This window comes from Streptomyces sp. NPDC029466, assembly GCF_055574515.1.
In genome coordinates, this window is record NZ_JBVHZH010000020.1 from 19,346 (window position 1) to 34,195 (window position 14,850).

General features: G+C 72.5%; 14 protein-coding genes. 7 read left to right on the forward strand and 7 right to left on the reverse strand.

The features are described from left to right. Positions 1 to 137 precede the first annotated feature (137 nt). Positions 138 to 1,226, forward strand: coding sequence for an Rv2231c family pyridoxal phosphate-dependent protein CobC (gene cobC / locus ACZ4XD_RS17040; protein ID WP_468042816.1), 1,089 nt, complete (start codon positions 138 to 140; stop codon positions 1,224 to 1,226). Between the two features lie 156 nt (positions 1,227 to 1,382). Here the strand turns inward: cobC and ACZ4XD_RS17045 are convergent, their stop codons facing one another. Together ACZ4XD_RS17045 and ACZ4XD_RS17050 are read right to left on the reverse strand one after the other, a co-directional pair. Further along, positions 1,383 to 2,363, reverse strand: coding sequence for an SCO1860 family LAETG-anchored protein (locus tag ACZ4XD_RS17045; RefSeq protein ID WP_468042970.1), 981 nt, complete (start codon positions 2,361 to 2,363; stop codon positions 1,383 to 1,385). 287 nt (positions 2,364 to 2,650) lie between these two features. Continuing rightward, positions 2,651 to 3,742 (reverse strand): amidohydrolase family protein, encoded by a 1,092-nt coding sequence (locus tag ACZ4XD_RS17050; RefSeq protein ID WP_468042972.1) that lies wholly within the window; start codon positions 3,740 to 3,742, stop codon positions 2,651 to 2,653. Between the two features lie 609 nt (positions 3,743 to 4,351). Here ACZ4XD_RS17050 and ectA point away from each other — a divergent pair. The 4 genes from ectA to thpD all read left to right on the forward strand — a co-directional run bounded on the left by ectA (position 4,352) and on the right by thpD (position 7,789). Beyond that, positions 4,352 to 4,918, forward strand: coding sequence for a diaminobutyrate acetyltransferase (ectA, locus tag ACZ4XD_RS17055; protein WP_468042818.1), 567 nt, complete (start codon positions 4,352 to 4,354; stop codon positions 4,916 to 4,918). Between the two features lie 135 nt (positions 4,919 to 5,053). Then, the gene (gene ectB, locus ACZ4XD_RS17060; protein WP_042161636.1) at positions 5,054 to 6,322 is read left to right on the forward strand and encodes a diaminobutyrate--2-oxoglutarate transaminase; all 1,269 of its coding nucleotides are present in this window, start codon (positions 5,054 to 5,056) and stop codon (positions 6,320 to 6,322) included. A gap of 55 nt (positions 6,323 to 6,377) precedes the next feature. Then, positions 6,378 to 6,794: an ectoine synthase gene (locus ACZ4XD_RS17065; protein ID WP_018091828.1), complete on the forward strand. Its 417-nt coding sequence runs from the start codon at positions 6,378 to 6,380 to the stop codon at positions 6,792 to 6,794. Positions 6,795 to 6,889: 95 nt separating this feature from the next. Further along, positions 6,890 to 7,789, forward strand: coding sequence for an ectoine hydroxylase (gene thpD / locus ACZ4XD_RS17070; protein ID WP_388194974.1), 900 nt, complete (start codon positions 6,890 to 6,892; stop codon positions 7,787 to 7,789). Between the two features lie 117 nt (positions 7,790 to 7,906). Here thpD and ACZ4XD_RS17075 read toward each other — a convergent pair whose 3' ends face one another. The 3 genes from ACZ4XD_RS17075 to ACZ4XD_RS17085 all read right to left on the reverse strand — a co-directional run bounded on the left by ACZ4XD_RS17075 (position 7,907) and on the right by ACZ4XD_RS17085 (position 10,954). After that, positions 7,907 to 8,974 carry an alkene reductase gene (locus tag ACZ4XD_RS17075; protein ID WP_468042821.1) on the reverse strand — a complete coding sequence of 356 codons (1,068 nt, stop codon included), beginning with the start codon at positions 8,972 to 8,974 and terminating at the stop codon, positions 7,907 to 7,909. Between the two features lie 91 nt (positions 8,975 to 9,065). Beyond that, complete coding sequence (locus ACZ4XD_RS17080; RefSeq protein ID WP_468042823.1) at positions 9,066 to 10,127, reverse strand: aminotransferase class V-fold PLP-dependent enzyme; 1,062 nt, start codon at positions 10,125 to 10,127, stop codon at positions 9,066 to 9,068. Positions 10,128 to 10,240: 113 nt separating this feature from the next. Then, positions 10,241 to 10,954, reverse strand: coding sequence for a DsbA family oxidoreductase (locus ACZ4XD_RS17085; RefSeq protein WP_468042825.1), 714 nt, complete (start codon positions 10,952 to 10,954; stop codon positions 10,241 to 10,243). Between the two features lie 81 nt (positions 10,955 to 11,035). Between ACZ4XD_RS17085 and ACZ4XD_RS17090 the strand changes: the two genes are divergently transcribed. After that, positions 11,036 to 11,740 (forward strand): class I SAM-dependent methyltransferase, encoded by a 705-nt coding sequence (locus tag ACZ4XD_RS17090; RefSeq protein WP_468042827.1) that lies wholly within the window; start codon positions 11,036 to 11,038, stop codon positions 11,738 to 11,740. On the opposite strand, the gene ACZ4XD_RS17095 is transcribed toward ACZ4XD_RS17090, so the two are convergent. Then, positions 11,667 to 12,233, reverse strand: a complete 567-nt coding sequence (locus tag ACZ4XD_RS17095; protein ID WP_468042829.1) for a GNAT family N-acetyltransferase — start codon at positions 12,231 to 12,233, stop codon at positions 11,667 to 11,669. The genes ACZ4XD_RS17090 and ACZ4XD_RS17095 overlap by 74 nt on opposite strands. Before the next feature lie 5 nt (positions 12,234 to 12,238). Next, positions 12,239 to 13,789: an aldehyde dehydrogenase (NADP(+)) gene (locus tag ACZ4XD_RS17100; RefSeq protein WP_468042831.1), complete on the reverse strand. Its 1,551-nt coding sequence runs from the start codon at positions 13,787 to 13,789 to the stop codon at positions 12,239 to 12,241. Positions 13,790 to 13,930: 141 nt separating this feature from the next. Between ACZ4XD_RS17100 and ACZ4XD_RS17105 the strand changes: the two genes are divergently transcribed. Next, positions 13,931 to 14,701, forward strand: a complete 771-nt coding sequence (locus tag ACZ4XD_RS17105) for an IclR family transcriptional regulator (RefSeq protein WP_468042833.1) — start codon at positions 13,931 to 13,933, stop codon at positions 14,699 to 14,701. Positions 14,702 to 14,850 lie beyond the last annotated feature (149 nt).

The window sequence follows — 14,850 nt, forward strand, 5'->3', positions numbered from 1 at the left end:
TGCCCTCCTCCCCCCCCCCCCCTCCCTCCCCCCCCCCCCCCCCCCCCCCCCCCCCCCCCCCCCCCCCCCCCCCCCCCCCCCCCCCCCGCGGCATGGCAGGGCGCTTCCCTGGCCGCGGGCGCCGGGGAACGGTGAGCATGCCCCCGCACACCGCGGCCGCCCGCCTCCGGGACCCCGGCCCGGCCGCCCCGCACGAACCCGATCTGCGGCATCACGGCGACGCCGAGGTACGGGGCGCGGACGCCGGGCTGACGGATCTGGCGGTCAATGTCCGTACCGGCACTCCCCCGGCCTGGCTCAAGGCCCGGATCGCCGCGTCGCTGGACGGTCTCGCCGCGTACCCCGACGGCCGTGCGGCCCGCCGGGCGGTGGCGGCGCGGCACGGGCTGCCCACCGACCGGGTGCTGCTCACCTCGGGGGCCGCCGAGGCGTTCGTGCTGCTCGCGCGCGCCCTGCCGGCCCGCCGGCCGGTGGTGGTGCATCCGCAGTTCACCGAGCCCGAGGCCGCGCTGCGGGACGCCGGACACGAGGTCGGGCGGGTGCTGCTCGACGCGCGGGACGGTTTCCGGCTGGACCCGGACGCGGTGCCCGAGGACGCCGATCTGGTCGTCGTCGGCAACCCCACCAACCCCACCTCGGTCCTGCACCCCGCGGAGGTGCTGGCCTCCTTGGCGCGGCCGGGCCGGACGCTGGTGGTGGACGAGGCGTTCATGGACGCGGTGCCCGGTGAGCGGGCGGCGCTGGCCGGGCGCACGGATCTGCCGGGGCTGGTGGTGCTGCGCAGCCTCACCAAGACCTGGGGGCTGGCCGGGCTGCGGATCGGCTATGTGCTGGCCGCCCCGGAGACCGTCGCCGCCCTGGAGCGGGCCCAGCCGCTGTGGCCGGTCTCCAGTCCCGCGCTGGCCGCCGCCGAGGCGTGCTGTACGCCGCGGGCGCTGGCGGAGGCGGCCGCGGCGGCCGGGGAGATCGCCGTGGACCGGGACCATCTGCTGGCCCGGCTGGGCGCGTTCCGGCAGATCCGGGCGGCGGGGCCGGCGGCGGGCCCGTTCGTGTTGATCCGGCTGCCGGAGGCGGACCGGGTGCGGGCCGCGCTGCGGGACCGCGGATTCGCGGTGCGCCGTGGAGACACCTTCCCCGGCCTGGGCCCCGACTGGCTGCGGCTCGCGGTGCGCGACCGGGCCACGACGGACCGCTTCGTGACGGCCCTGGGCGAGGTGCTCGGGTAGGGCGGACACGACGGTCCCCCGCGGCCCGGCCACGCTCCCGCGAAGGCTTCCGGGCGGGGGTGAGGTGTGCCGTACGGTCCGCGGCCCGCACGGCACACCCCGGGCCGTACACCGCGCGCGACGCCCCCACAGCACCGGCGCGGTGTACGGGGTCGGTCAGCCGCGGCCCTCGGGCGCGGCGCTGCGGCGCCGGCGGGCGAAGACCATCGCACCGGCGCCCGCGGCGAGCAGCAGCCCGGCGCCGCCGGCGAGGTACGGGGTGGCCGAGCTGCCGCCGGTCTCCGCGAGGTTCTGGGTGCCGGTCCCGGAGCCCGTCTGCGTCACCTCGGTGCCCTTGCCGCCGGCCGGCTCGGTGCCGCCGCCGGTCTGGCCGCCGCTGGTCTGGCCGCCGCTGGTGCCGCCGGAGCCGTTGTCCTCGGGCGCCTTGCCGCGCGGCGTGGTGCAGGTGGCCTTGGCCAGCGTGACCCGGCCGTGCACGTCGGCGACGTTCAGCTTCAGCGGGTTGACGGAGACATCGAGGTCGAGGGCGGTGGCCGCGGCGCCCTTGGACGTGACGTTCTTCTTGGACAGGTCGAGCCGCACCTGGCCCACCCCCGGCACCTTGACCTTGGTGGTGCCGCCCGCGGTGAGCGTGACCTTCTGGCCCAGGACACGCACGGTGCCCAGCACGTTCGACTCGGCCCGGGGCCGCGCGCCCGCCGCACAGACCGCCTTGGCGGTGACCTGCTGGACCTCGATCACGGACAGCAGCGGCAGACCGGGCAGATGCACCTTCGCCCGCACAAGGTTGGCGTAGCCCTCGGCCGCCCGGCGGTCCGCGGTGGCCCGCGCGGTCGCCGCGTCGGCGCGCAGCACGCTGAACGGCCTGCCGTGGTCGATGCCGTCGAGCTTGACGGTGAGCGCGGTCTTGCTGGCCGAGGCGGGGGCGTGCACCTCGTTGAGGGCGACGTTCAGCGGGACGTCGACCGTCTTGTTGAGCAGCCCGACGTTCACGCCGGTGCGCAGCACGACCGCGTCGGCGGTGCCGCGGGCCGTGCCATGGTCTCCGGTGGCATGCGCGGGGGCGGCACCGAGGAGGACGGCGGGACCGGCCGTGAGCGCGGTGGCGACGAGGGTCGCGGCGAGGCGTCGGGGCATGCCGAAGGAGCTGGTGGGACTGGTGGACACGTGTGTGGAACCCTCACAGGAGAAATGGAGCCGCCGGCCGCGCCAATGGGGGACATCACGCGGGCCGACGGCATCGACCCGCACATCGTGGCCGTACCGAGGGTGAACGGGCAGCCACGTGGCGTCAGTTCATCCCAATGGGTGGTTTCCGTGCCTGTATTCGATTCCTGCGACACGGGGCACCACCGGCGCCCCAGCCGCCCCACCTCCCGGGTGACCCGCGTTGACCGGGCCGGTTCACCGGGTCACCCCGGCGGCTACCCCACGATCTGCCCCCGCAGCACCACCCGGCGCGGCGCCGCCAGCACCCGGACGTCCTCGCGCGGATCGCTCCCGTAGACCACCAGGTCCGCCGGGGCGCCCTCGGTGAGGCCGGGGCGGCCGAGCCAGTCCCGGGCGCCCCAGGTGGTCGCGGAGAGGGCCGCCACGGCGGACAGACCGGCCCGGGTCAGCTCGACGACCTCCTCGGCGACCAGACCGTGGGCGAGGGAGCCGCCGGCGTCCGTACCGGCGAAGACGGGCACTCCGGCGTCGTAGGCCGCCCGGACGGTGTCGTAGCGGCGGTCGTGCAGGCGCCGCATGTGGTCCGCCCAGCGCGGGAACTTCGCCGCGCCCCCGTCCGCGAGCCGCGGGAAGGTGGCGATGTTGACGAGCGTGGGAACGATGGCCACCCCGCGCTCGGCGAACAGCGGAATGGTCTCCTCGGTGAGCCCGGTGGCGTGCTCGATGCAGTCGATACCGGCCTCGACGAGCGGGGCGAGGGTGTCCTCGGCGAAGCAGTGCGCGGTCACCCGGGCGCCCAGCCGGTGGGCCTCGGCGATGGCGGCCTCGACCGCTCCCCGGGGCCAGCAGGCCGCCAGATCGCCCGTGGAGCGGTCGATCCAGTCACCGACGAGCTTGACCCAGCCGTCGCCGCGGCGGGCCTCCTGGGCGACGTAGGCGACCAGGTCCTCCGGCTCGATCTCGTGCGCGTAGTTGCGGATGTAGCGCTTGGTGCGGGCGATGTGGCGGCCGGCGCGGATGATCCGCGGCAGATCCTCGCGGTCGTCGACCCAGCGGGTGTCGGAGGGGGATCCGGCGTCGCGGATCAGCAGGGTGCCGGCGTCACGGTCGGTGAGCGCCTGCTTTTCGCTGGTGGGGGCGTCCACCGGGCCGTGGGCGTCCAGGCCCACATGGCAGTGGGCGTCGACCAGGCCCGGCAGCGCCCAGCCCGTCACGGTGGTGGCATCCCGTGCCATCACCGGCCGGTCGAATGTCACCCGGCCGCCGACCACCCACAGCTCGTCGCGCACGTCGTCCGGTCCGACGAGGACCCTCCCCTTGAGGTGCAGCACCGCACCTTCACTCATGGACGTCATACCGGCACTGTAGGCGGCGCGGCGGGGCGGGTGGCCGTGGCGGTCGCACCGATTGCGCGGTCGTCTTTCGCCGGACGTTTCCCGGGCACCGGGCGCCCCGCCGGATTTTCCGCCGGGACTTTTTTCCGTGCACTCTCCGTGTGGCTTCCGCCACCCTCGCCGCACGGTTCTCCGTGCGTTCCCGGCAACTCTGCGTACGTTTCGGGCAGCGTTCCGGCAGATCGTCTCGCGAAGGTTCTTGCGGGTCTTGTCACGGTCTTGCCGTGCAGGTTTCCATGGGCCTGCGCCAAGCCTTCCGGCGGCGAATTCCCAATTTCCTGGAAGTACAGCTTCCCGTATTCTTCTGCCCGCTTTTCCGCAGCTCAAACGCCAAGATTTTGCTAGTGGCAAGTTCCGTAATTCGGACGGATCTCATGGGCGTTACGGAGCTGTGACCGACTACACAACGTGTCCGTTTCACCCCGAACCTCCCGGTCAAATCGGGGCATCTCGCGGTGGCATCGCGCGTACGGGCGCCCCCGCGCGATAACACATCCCGGCCGCTTCCGTAACCCCTGCCCGCGATGCAATTTCCCTTTTCCCTGGGTAAATTTAATTCCCATGACCGCCGCACAAGCAGACCATGCAGGTGCCCGAAGCGATATCAGAGAATTTCCGGAGGGCTTCAAGCTCGACACCCCACGCGTGGAGGACGGAGCCGCGATCTGGCGCATCGCCCGCGACTCGCAGGCGCTGGATCTCAACTCCTCGTACAGCTACCTCCTGTGGTGTCGCGACTTCGCCGCCACCTCCGTCGTCGCGCGCGACGCGGAGGGCGAGCCGGCCGCCTTCATCACCGGATACCTCCGCCCGGAGCGCCCGGAGACCCTCGTCGTCTGGCAGGTCGCCGTCGACGACGCGCACCGTGGGCAGGGACTGGCGGCCGCACTCCTGGACGGGCTCGCCGCCCGGGCCAGGGACGAGCTGGGCGTACGTTTCGTCGAGACCACCGTGACCCCCGACAACACCGCATCCAACCGGTTGTTCGCGTCCTTCGCCGAGCGGCACTCAGTGCCCCTCAAGCGCGAGGTGCTCTTTGACGCAGGGCTGTTCCCGGAGCAGGGCCACGAGCCGGAGGTGCTGCACCTCATCGGCCCGTTCGAGCCACCGTCCCGCCCGGGGCACTGACGCACCCAGGACCGCGCGACGACGGCGCCGCAGCGGTCAGGCGGAACCCGGCACCACACCCCGTGACACGGCCGGTACCGCCCAGCCCCCTACAGACTTCTCATCCTTTCGCCACTCATCTCCCAGGAGCATGCTGTGACCATCACCCAGCCCGATCTGAGCGTCTTCGAGACCGTGGAGTCGGAGGTGCGCAGCTACTGCCGTAGCTGGCCCACCGTCTTCGACCGTGCGCAGGGCAGCCGGATGACCGACGAGGACGGCCACACCTACCTCGACTTCTTCGCCGGGGCCGGGTCACTCAACTACGGCCACAACAACCCGGTCCTCAAACGCGCCCTGATCGACTACATCGAGCGGGACGGCGTCACCCACGGCCTGGACATGTCCACCACGGCCAAGCGGGCCTTCCTGGAGTCGTTCCAGAACATCATCCTGCGGCCCCGTGACCTGCCCTACAAGGTCATGTTCCCGGGCCCGACGGGCGCCAACTCCGTCGAGGCGGCGCTCAAGCTGGCCCGTAAGGTCAAGGGCCGCGAGTCGATCGTGTCCTTCACCAACGCCTTCCACGGCATGTCGCTGGGCGCCCTCGCGGTCACCGGTAACTCCATGAAGCGGGCCGGCGCCGGTATCCCGCTGGTGCACGGCACCCCGATGCCGTTCGACAACTACCTCGACGGCACCTACCCGGACTTCCTGTGGTTCGAGCGGCTGCTGGAGGACCAGGGCTCCGGTCTGAACCGGCCCGCCGCCGTGATCGTCGAGACGGTCCAGGGCGAGGGCGGCATCAACGTCGCCCGTGCCGAGTGGCTGCGCGCCCTCTCCGAGCTGTGTGAGCGCTGGGACATGCTGCTCATCGTCGACGACATCCAGATGGGCTGCGGCCGTACGGGTGCCTTCTTCTCCTTCGAGGAGGCGGGCATCGTGCCGGACATCGTCACCGTCTCGAAGTCCATCAGCGGCTACGGCCTGCCGCTCGCACTCACCCTGTTCAAGCCTGAGCTGGACATCTGGGAGCCGGGCGAGCACAACGGCACCTTCCGCGGCAACAACCCGGCCTTCGTGACCGCCGCCGCGACGCTGGACACCTACTGGGCCGACGGCCAGATGGAGAAGCAGACTCTCGCCCGCGGTGAGATCGTCGAGGCACACCTGAAGGCGATCGCCGAGGAGCACCCGGACACCATCGTCGAGTACCGCGGCCGCGGTCTCGTGTGGGGTCTGGAGTGCACCCCCAAGCCCCTGGCCGACAAGATCGCAGCCCGCGCTTTCGAGCTGGGCCTGCTGATCGAGACCTCCGGCCCGGAGAGCGAGGTCGTCAAACTGCTGCCCGCACTGACGACCACCCCCGAGGAACTGGACGAGGGACTCCGCATCCTCGCCCGCGCGGTCCGCGACTGCGCCTGATCGGCCCAACGGCCCCAGAGATCCTTACCGTTCCACAGAAAGGCACCGAGTCACCGTGATCGTCCGATCCTTCAAGGACATCGAAGGCACCGACCGCCACGTCAAGGCCAAGTCCGGCACCTGGGAGAGCAAGCGCATCGTGCTCGCCAAGGAGCGCGTCGGCTTCTCGCTGCACGAGACCACGCTGTACGCCGGGACCGAGACGTCGATGTGGTACGCGAACCACATCGAGGCCGTACTCTGCGTAGAGGGTGAGGCCGAGCTCACGAACGATGAGACCGGCGAGAAATACACCATCACGCCGGGCACGATGTACCTGCTCGACGGGCACGAGAAGCACACCATGCGGATCAAGGAAGACTTCCGCTGCGTCTGCGTCTTCAACCCGCCCGTCACCGGCCGCGAGGACCACGACGAGAACGGGGTCTACCCGCTTCTCACCGAACCGGAGTCTGAGCCCGAAACGGTCTGAGGCGCCGCCCGCCTGCTGCCCCGTCCGGCAGCACCCAGGAGGCACGCACACGCACGTAAGCCAGATTCCGTACGAGAGGAGAGGAAGGCAACACCATGACCACCGCACCCGAGCGCACCGCCGACCTGTACCCGACCCGTGGGACCGCTGAGGTCATCACCCCGCGGAAGGACCCGGTGGTGTGGTCGCAGCCCGGAACGGCCGGCCCCTTCGAGCCGTCCGAGCTGAGCGACTTCGAACGCGACGGCTTTTTCGCCATCGGGGAACTGCTCACGCCGGAAGAAGTCGCGGTGTACCGCGCCGAACTGGACCGGCTCGTGCTCGACCCGACGATGCGCGCCGACCCGCGCTCCATCGTCGAGCCGAAGTCACAGGACGTACGGACCGTGTTCGAGGTGCACAAGATCAGCGAGGTGTTCGCCAAGCTGGTCTCCGATCCGCGGGTGGTCGGCCGGGCCCGCCAGATCCTCGGCTCGGACGTGTATGTCCATCAGTCGCGGATCAATGTGAAGCCGGGCTTCGGTGCCTCCGGTTTCTACTGGCACTCCGACTTCGAGACCTGGCACGCCGAGGACGGGCTGCCGAACATGCGCACGGTGTCGGTCTCGATCGCGCTGACGGAGAACTACGACACCAACGGCGGCTTGATGATCATGCCCGGCTCACACCAGCACTTCGTGGGCTGTGAGGGCGAGACGCCGAAGGACAACTACAAGCGGTCACTCCAGATGCAGGACGCGGGCATCCCGTCGGACGAGGTCCTGACGAAGATGGCGGACAAGCACGGGATCCGCCTCTTCACGGGTCAGGCCGGCTCGGCGACGTGGTTCGACTGCAATGCCATGCACGGCTCGGGCGACAACATCACGCCCTACCCGCGCAGCAATGTCTTCATCGTCTTCAACAGCGTGGAGAACGAAGCGGTGGAGCCGTTCGCGGCACCGGTCCGGCGCCCGGAATACATCGGGGCCCGCGACTTCACTCCGGTGCGTTAGGGGACGTTCGCACCGGTGGCGCGGCCGCCGCACAGCAGGTCTGTGCGGCGGCCGCGCCGTGTTTGCCGGCCGGTGCGCGGGGCCCCACCGGGGCGCCCGCACCCGGCGGCCGGTTCCTCAGCCCTCCAGCGCCGGGTAGTCGAGGTAGCCGGAGTCGTCACCGCCGTAGAAGCTCGCCCGGTCCGGGGTGTTGAAGGGGCCGCCGAGCGCCAGCCGACGGGGCAGATCGGGGTTGGCGAGGAACAGCGCGCCGTACGCCAGCAGATCGGCCTCGCCCTCCTCGACGAGCGACAGCTCCTCGGGACCGGTGGGCCGGCCCTCGGTGGCCGGGTTGAGCAGGAACGTCCCGCCGAAGCGCTTGCGCAGCCGGGCCAGCAGCTCCAGATCGAGCACATCGCAGGTGTGCAGATAGGCCAGGCCCAGCGGGGCGACGGCCTCGACCACGGCGGTGTAGGTGGCCTCCGGCGCGGGCTCGTCGATGTCGTTGAAGGGGTTGCCGGGCGACAGCCGCAGACCGGTGCGGTGCGCACCGGCCGCGGCGGCGACGGCCTTGACGACCTCGATGGCGAAGCGGGCGCGGGCCTCGTCGGAGCCGCCCCAGGCGTCGGTGCGCCGGTTGGTGTTGGGCGCCAGGAACTGGTGGATCAGATAGCCGTTCCCGCCATGGAGCTCCACACCGTCGAACCCGGCCTCCAGTGCGTTGCGGGCCGCGGCCGCGAACCCCTCGATGGTCCGGTGGATCTCCTCGTCGGTCAGCTCGCGCGGGGTGACGAAGTCCGTCGGGCCGTCCTGGGTGAAGCCCTGGCCGGCCGCGGCGACCGCGGAGGGCGCGACGGGCACCAGACCGTCGGGCAGCAGCACCGGGTGGCCGATACGGCCGCCGTGCCACAGCTGGGCGAAGATCTTGCCGCCCGCGGCATGCACGGAGTCGGTGACCCGGCGCCATCCGGCGATCTGCTCCGGGGTGTGCAGCCCCGGAGTGAGCGGGTAACCACGGCCGACCGGCTCGGTCTGCGAGGCCTCGGTGATGATGAGTCCGGCGGAGGCCCGCTGGGTGTAGTAGCGGACCATCGACGGGGTCGGGACGCCCTCGGCGGTGGCGCGGTTGCGGGTCATCGGGGCCATGACGAGGCGGTTGGCGAGCGGGGTGCCGGCGAGGTCTATCGGGTCGAACGCGGTGGTCACTGGGGGCCTTTCCCTGCTGTCCGGAACAAGATCGTTGTCCATTACACCAGCCGCCGTATCGCCCCCGCCCGCCCCCTGTTCCCCGGCCGCGCTACCCCAGCAGGGCCAGCAACCGGTCCACGTCATCCGTCGAGTTGTAGAGGTGGAAGGCCGCGCGGAGCAGCCCGCCGCGCACCGAGATCCGCACCCCCGCCGCGGCGGCCCGGTCCTCCGCGTCCGGGATCCCGGGGGTGGAGACGATCGCCGAACCGGGCGCGTACCGCGGTGTCAGCCCCCGCTCGGCCAGCCCCGCGCGGTAGTGGTCGGCGAGCGCGGTGTTGTGGGCGTGGATGGTCTCCACGCCCAGCTCCTCCAGGAGGCCGAGGGACTGCTCGGCGCCGACGTAGGAGAAGTACGCGTACGGTTCATCGAAGCGCCGGGCGGTGGCGGCCGGCTGGATCAGCCCGTAGTTGGACGCGCCGATGTCCTCCCCCGCGACCCAGCCCGCGTGCAGCGCGGCCGGCCACTCCTCGCCCCGCCCCAAGTCCCCGCCGAACACCATGAAGGTCGTCCCGCGCGGGCACAGCAGCCACTTGAACGCCCCGGCGACGACGAAGTCGAAGTCGGCGGCGCGCAGCGGCAGCCAGCCGGCGGCCTGGGTGATGTCGAGGTAGGTACGCGCCCCGTGGGCCCGGGCGGCCTCGCGCACCGCCGCCATATCGGCGATCCGGCCGTCCAGCGACTGCACGGCACTGAAGGCGACCAGCGCGGTGCCGGGGCGCACGGCGTCGGCGAGCGCCTCCAGCGGCACGGTGCGCAGCTTGATGCCCGGGTGGGCGGCGAGCGGATTGACCAGGGAGCTGAAGTCGCCCTCGGGGGCCAGGACTTCGGCACCCTCCGGGAGCGTGGCGGCGACGAACGCGGACTGCACCGCGACCGAACTGCCGAGGGCGACCCGTTCGGCGGGCACGCCCAGCAGCCGGGCGAAGGCGGCACGGGAGGCGGTGGCGGCGTCGAAGTAGTCGCGGCCCATGGTGCCGTAGGAGGCGGACTCCTCCACGGCCGCGCGCAGGGCGTCGGCGCTGCGCCGCGGAAGGAGTCCGCTGGAGGCGGAGTTCAGAAAGGTCGTCTCGGGCGCGAATTCGGCCCCGCCGAGTGGCTCACGTCGATGCATGTCCCCACTCTGCTCGGCCCCTTGCCCCACGTCCATGGCGCAGGTGCTCGGCCGGCCCGCACCAGCTCCTTGTCGACGCAGGTCACGGCGGGTGCGGGCGGCCCGGCCCCGGCTCACTTCCCGGGCACGGCGCAGCCGTCGTCCCCGCACACCCCGGCGTCCCCGGCGTCCCCGGCCGCCCGGAGCGGTTCCGCCCCGTCGGCGTACGCACGCTCCAGGGCCTCCCGGAAGACCTCCGCGGGCTGCCCGCCGGAGATGCCGTACCGGCGGTCGATGACGAAGAACGGCACCCCCGTGGCACCCAGCTCCGCGGCCTCCCGCTCCTCGGCGCGCACCTCCTCCGCATACGCCTCGGGATCGGCCAGCACCCGCGCGACCTCCTCATCGGGCAGCCCCGCACCGACGGCGGTCACCCGGAGCACAGCCGGATCACCGAGCCGCCTGGCCTCGGCGAAGTTGGCCCGGTAGAAGGCATCGAGCAGCGCCTCCTGGACCCCGTGCTCCCGGGCGAGGTGCAGCAGCCGGTGCAGCACGAAGGTGTTGCCGTGCATCCGGTCGGACCGGTACTCCAGCCCCTCCCCCGCCGCCGCCTCGGCGACCCGGGCCTCCATCGCCTCGGCCTGCGCCCGGCTCACCCCGTACTTCGTGGCGAGCATCTCGACCACCGGGATGTCGGTGGCGGCCGGCGCGCCCGGATCCAGCTCGAAGGAACGGTGCACCACCTCGACCCCCTCCCGCTGCGCAAAGGCCGCCAGCCCGGCCTCGAACCGGGCCTTGCCGATGTAGCACCAGGGACAGGCGATATCGGACCAGATTTCGACGCGCATGAGCTGACTTTCCTTGGGGTGGGTGTGCTCCGGGTGCAACGTCGGCGGGGCGACGGGCTATTCCGTGGGTACCGTCCCGGCATGACCTCGTCACAGGGATTTCTCGGGTTCTGGGAGACGACCGGGTCCGCCAAGACCTTCACCCACCCGCTCGACCCGGCGCTGCTGGATGCGTATGTGCCGCGGAGCGCGCGGGTGCTGGACTACGGATGCGGCTACGGGCGGCTGACCGCCGAGCTGGCCGGGTCCGGGTACCGCGCGGTGCGTGGGGTGGATGTCTCGGCGGCGCTGATCGCGCGGGGGAAGCGCGAGCATCCGGAGCTGGAGCTGCTGCGCTGTCCCGGTTTTCCGCTGCCGTTCGACGACGGTGCCTTTGATGCGGCGCTGCTCTTCGCGGTGCTGACCTGTGTTCCCCGGGACGCGGACCAGACGGCGATCGTCGGGGAGCTGGGGCGGCTGGTGCGGCGGGGTGGGGTGCTGTATCTGAGCGATGTGCCGTTGCAGGGGGATGCGCTCAACCGGGAGCGGTATGCGCGGTTCGCGGAGCGGTACGGGACGTACGGGGTGTTCGAGATGCCCGACGGCGGGGTGTTCCGGCACCATCCGCCGGAGCGGCTGCGGGGGCTGGTGCGGGAGGCGGGCTTCTCGGTGGTGAAGGAGCGGGAGGGGTCGGTCGCCACGCTGGACGGCCGGACGGCCGAGCGGCTCCAGATCATCGCGCGGCGGGAGCCGGTGCCCCCGGATCCGGTGCCGCCGGAGGTGTCGCCAGGTCCAGCGTCAGGGTGAGGTGGGTGGCGTCCGGAGCGGGGCGGCGGTCCGGGTCGGGGCGCCAGCCGAGCCGGGTGTAGAAGGCGCGGGCACGGTGGTTGTGCCAGAGCACGTCGAGGACGGCCCGGGAGAAACCCGCCGCGCGCCAGGCCCGTAAGCATGCGTGGTGCAGGGCCAGGCCGACGCCGGTGCCCCAGTGGCCGGGGTCGACATGGAGCTGGTGGAGGGTGACGGCCGGCCGGTGGTGGTCGGCGCGGTGGCGGTAGGAGGCCGCACCGACCACCGTGCCGTGCCGGGCGGCGCAGAGCGCGGCGGTGTCGCCCCGGGCCAGGTCGCGTGACCAGGCGTCGTGCCGGCGGGCCCGTTCGGCGAGGACGTCGAAGGGCATGTCCGGGAACCGGGCGCGGTGATAGGCGGCGCGGGCACCGGTGTGCAGGGCGGCGATCGCGGCCAGGTCGGCGGGGGTCGCGGCGCGGACCTGGAGGGCGGCCTCGTCGGGCGCGGGGCGCACGGCCGCTATGCGCCCTCGGTGCGGCCGTCGACGCGGCGCGGCAGGCCGAGCGGGTTGTCCTCGCGCAGCTCGGGCGGCAGCAGCGCCGGCGGGGTGTCCTGGTAGGCGACCGGGCGCAGCCAGCGTTCCACGGCGCTGCCGCCGACGGAGGTCGAGGTGGAGGTGGTGGCCGGGTAGGGGCCGCCGTGGTGCTGGGCGGGGGCGACCGCGACGCCGGTCGGCCAGCCGTTGACGACCACCCGGCCGGCGAGCGGGGTGACCTCGGCCAGCAGCCGGGCGCCGCGGCCCGCGGCATCGGTGCCGGCGCTCTCCGCGTCGCCGAGCTGCAGGGTCGCGGAGAGGTTGCCGGGCAGCCGGGCGAGTACGGCGCCGATCTCGGCCTCGTCGGTGTAGCGGGCGACGACGGTGACCGGGCCGAAGCACTCCTCCAGGAGAAGGTCATGCGGCCCTTCGGCGGCCAGGTGCGCGGCGGGCACGGCGAGGAAGCCGGCGCTGACGGTGTGCTCGCTGCCCGCGCCGGGGGTGACCGGCGCGTGGACACCGGGCAGCGCGGCGCGGGTGCGGACCCCGTCGAGGAATGCCTCCCGCATCCGGTGGTCGAGCAGCACCCCGGCCTCGGTGTCGCTGACCGCCGCGGTCAGCGCCGTCAGCAGCCGGTCGCCGGTCTCCCCGCCGGGCGCCAGGACCAGGCCCGGCTTCACGCAGAACTGGCCGACACCGAGGGTCATCGACCCGGCCAGCCCGGCACCGATCTGCTCGGCCCGCTCGGCGGCCGCGGCCTCGGTGATCACCACGGGGTTGAGGCTGCCCAGCTCGCCGTGGAAGGGGATCGGGTGCGGGCGGGAGGCGGCCGCGTCGTACAGGGCACGGCCGCCGCGAACCGAGCCGGTGAAGCCGGCCGCGCTGATCAGCGGGTGGCGCACCAGGTCGATACCGGCCTGGAAGCCGTGCACCAGATTGAGCACGCCCTCCGGAAGGCCGACCTCCCTGGCGGCGCGGTGCAGCAGCGCGGCACACAGCTCGGAGGTCGCCGGATGGTCCGGGTGTGCCTTGACGACGACCGGGCAGCCGGCCGCGAGGGCGCTGGCGGTGTCGCCGCCCGGTACCGAGAAGGCGAGCGGGAAGTTGCTGGCGGCGTAGACGGCGACGGGGCCCAGCGGGATCTTGTAACGGCGCAGGTCGGGCCGGGGCGGGGTGAGTCCGGGGTCGGCGTGGTCGATCAGTACGTCGAGGAACGCGCCGTCCTCCACCAGGTCCGCGAAGGCCCGCAACTGGTAGGTGGTGCGGGCGAGTTCGCCGGTGAGCCGGCCGGGGCCGAGCGCGGTCTCGGCGTCGGCGGCCTCGATGACTGCCTCGCCCGCCTCGTCGAGCAGATCGGCGGAGCGGCTCAGCAGGGCGGCGCGTACGGTGCGGTCGGCCAGCGCGCCACGGGCGGCGTGTGCCGTGCGGACCGCGGTGTCCACCTCGTCGGCTGTGGCCTCCACCGCAACCTGTTCCCGCTGCTTCCCGGTTCGGGGGTCGACACTCCAGACTGGTGCCGCTGCTGTCGCTGCCACCGTGCATTCCTCCCGGGCGATGCTGCCGAGTCGTTCCGCGCCTTGCCGCACACCGGATCACGTTCGATATCGTGAACGCCGTCCCAGATGATGAACAACAAGCGGGACTCTATGGCGGTCCGAACAGAGGGGTCAAGGGCGATGTCAGCTGCCGAAACCGGTGGATCGCAGGTCAAATCCGCGGTGCGGACGGTGGAGTTGCTCGAGTACTTCGCGGGTCGTCCCGGTATGCACAGTCTTGCCTCGGTCCAGGACGCGGTCGGCTACCCGAAGTCCAGCCTCTACATGCTGCTGCGCACCCTCGTCGACCTGGGCTGGGTCGAGACCGACGCGACCGGCACCCGCTACGGCATCGGGGTGCGCGCCCTGCTCGTCGGCACCTCGTACATCGACGGCGACGAGGTGGTGGCCGCGGCCCGGCCGACGCTGGACCGGCTCTCCGACGACACCACCGAGACCATCCACCTCGCCCGGCTCGACGGCACCAACGTCGTCTATCTCGCGACCCGGCAGTCGCAGCACTACCTCCGCCCCTTCACCCGCGTCGGCCGGCGGCTGCCCGCGCACTCCACCTCGCTGGGCAAGGCGCTGCTCGCCACGTACACCGACGAGCAGGTCCGGACGATGCTGCCGCCCACCCTCGACCGGCTGACCGAGCACACCCTCACCGACCGCGAGCAGCTGATCGAGGAGCTGCACGCGGTACGCGAACAGGGCTATGCGGTCGACCGGGAGGAGAACACGCTGGGCCTGCGCTGCTTCGGCGTCGCGATCCCCTACCGCACCCCGGCGCGGGACGCGATCAGCTGCTCGGTGCCGGTGGCCCGGCTGGCCCCGGGTCACGAGCAGATGATCAAGGAAGCCCTGTTCGACGCCCGCGACCGGCTGACGCTGGCGACCCGGCGGCTGTGAGCGGCGGGGAGCGGCTGTGAGGGGAGACCGCCGGAGGGGGGGGGGGGGGGGGCAAGCCGCCTCGCCGAGGGGGGGGGTGGACCGGGGGCGGAGCGAGGAGCAGACCGCCCCGCGGACGAGAAAGAACGAAACCACCAAAAACCCCGCCG

Bases quoted from the DNA above. Each gene is read 5' to 3' on its own strand.
- cobC (WP_468042816.1), top strand. From the start codon at position 138: ATGCCCCCGCACACCGCGGCCGCCCGCCTCCGGGACCCCGGCCCGGCC.
- ACZ4XD_RS17045 (WP_468042970.1), bottom strand. From the start codon at position 2,363: ATGCCCCGACGCCTCGCCGCGACCCTCGTCGCCACCGCGCTCACGGCC.
- ACZ4XD_RS17050 (WP_468042972.1), bottom strand. From the start codon at position 3,742: ATGAGTGAAGGTGCGGTGCTGCACCTCAAGGGGAGGGTCCTCGTCGGA.
- ectA (WP_468042818.1), top strand. From the start codon at position 4,352: ATGACCGCCGCACAAGCAGACCATGCAGGTGCCCGAAGCGATATCAGA.
- thpD (WP_388194974.1), top strand. From the start codon at position 6,890: ATGACCACCGCACCCGAGCGCACCGCCGACCTGTACCCGACCCGTGGG.
- ACZ4XD_RS17080 (WP_468042823.1), bottom strand. From the start codon at position 10,127: ATGCATCGACGTGAGCCACTCGGCGGGGCCGAATTCGCGCCCGAGACG.
- ACZ4XD_RS17085 (WP_468042825.1), bottom strand. From the start codon at position 10,954: ATGCGCGTCGAAATCTGGTCCGATATCGCCTGTCCCTGGTGCTACATC.
- ACZ4XD_RS17090 (WP_468042827.1), top strand. From the start codon at position 11,036: ATGACCTCGTCACAGGGATTTCTCGGGTTCTGGGAGACGACCGGGTCC.
- ACZ4XD_RS17105 (WP_468042833.1), top strand. From the start codon at position 13,931: ATGTCAGCTGCCGAAACCGGTGGATCGCAGGTCAAATCCGCGGTGCGG.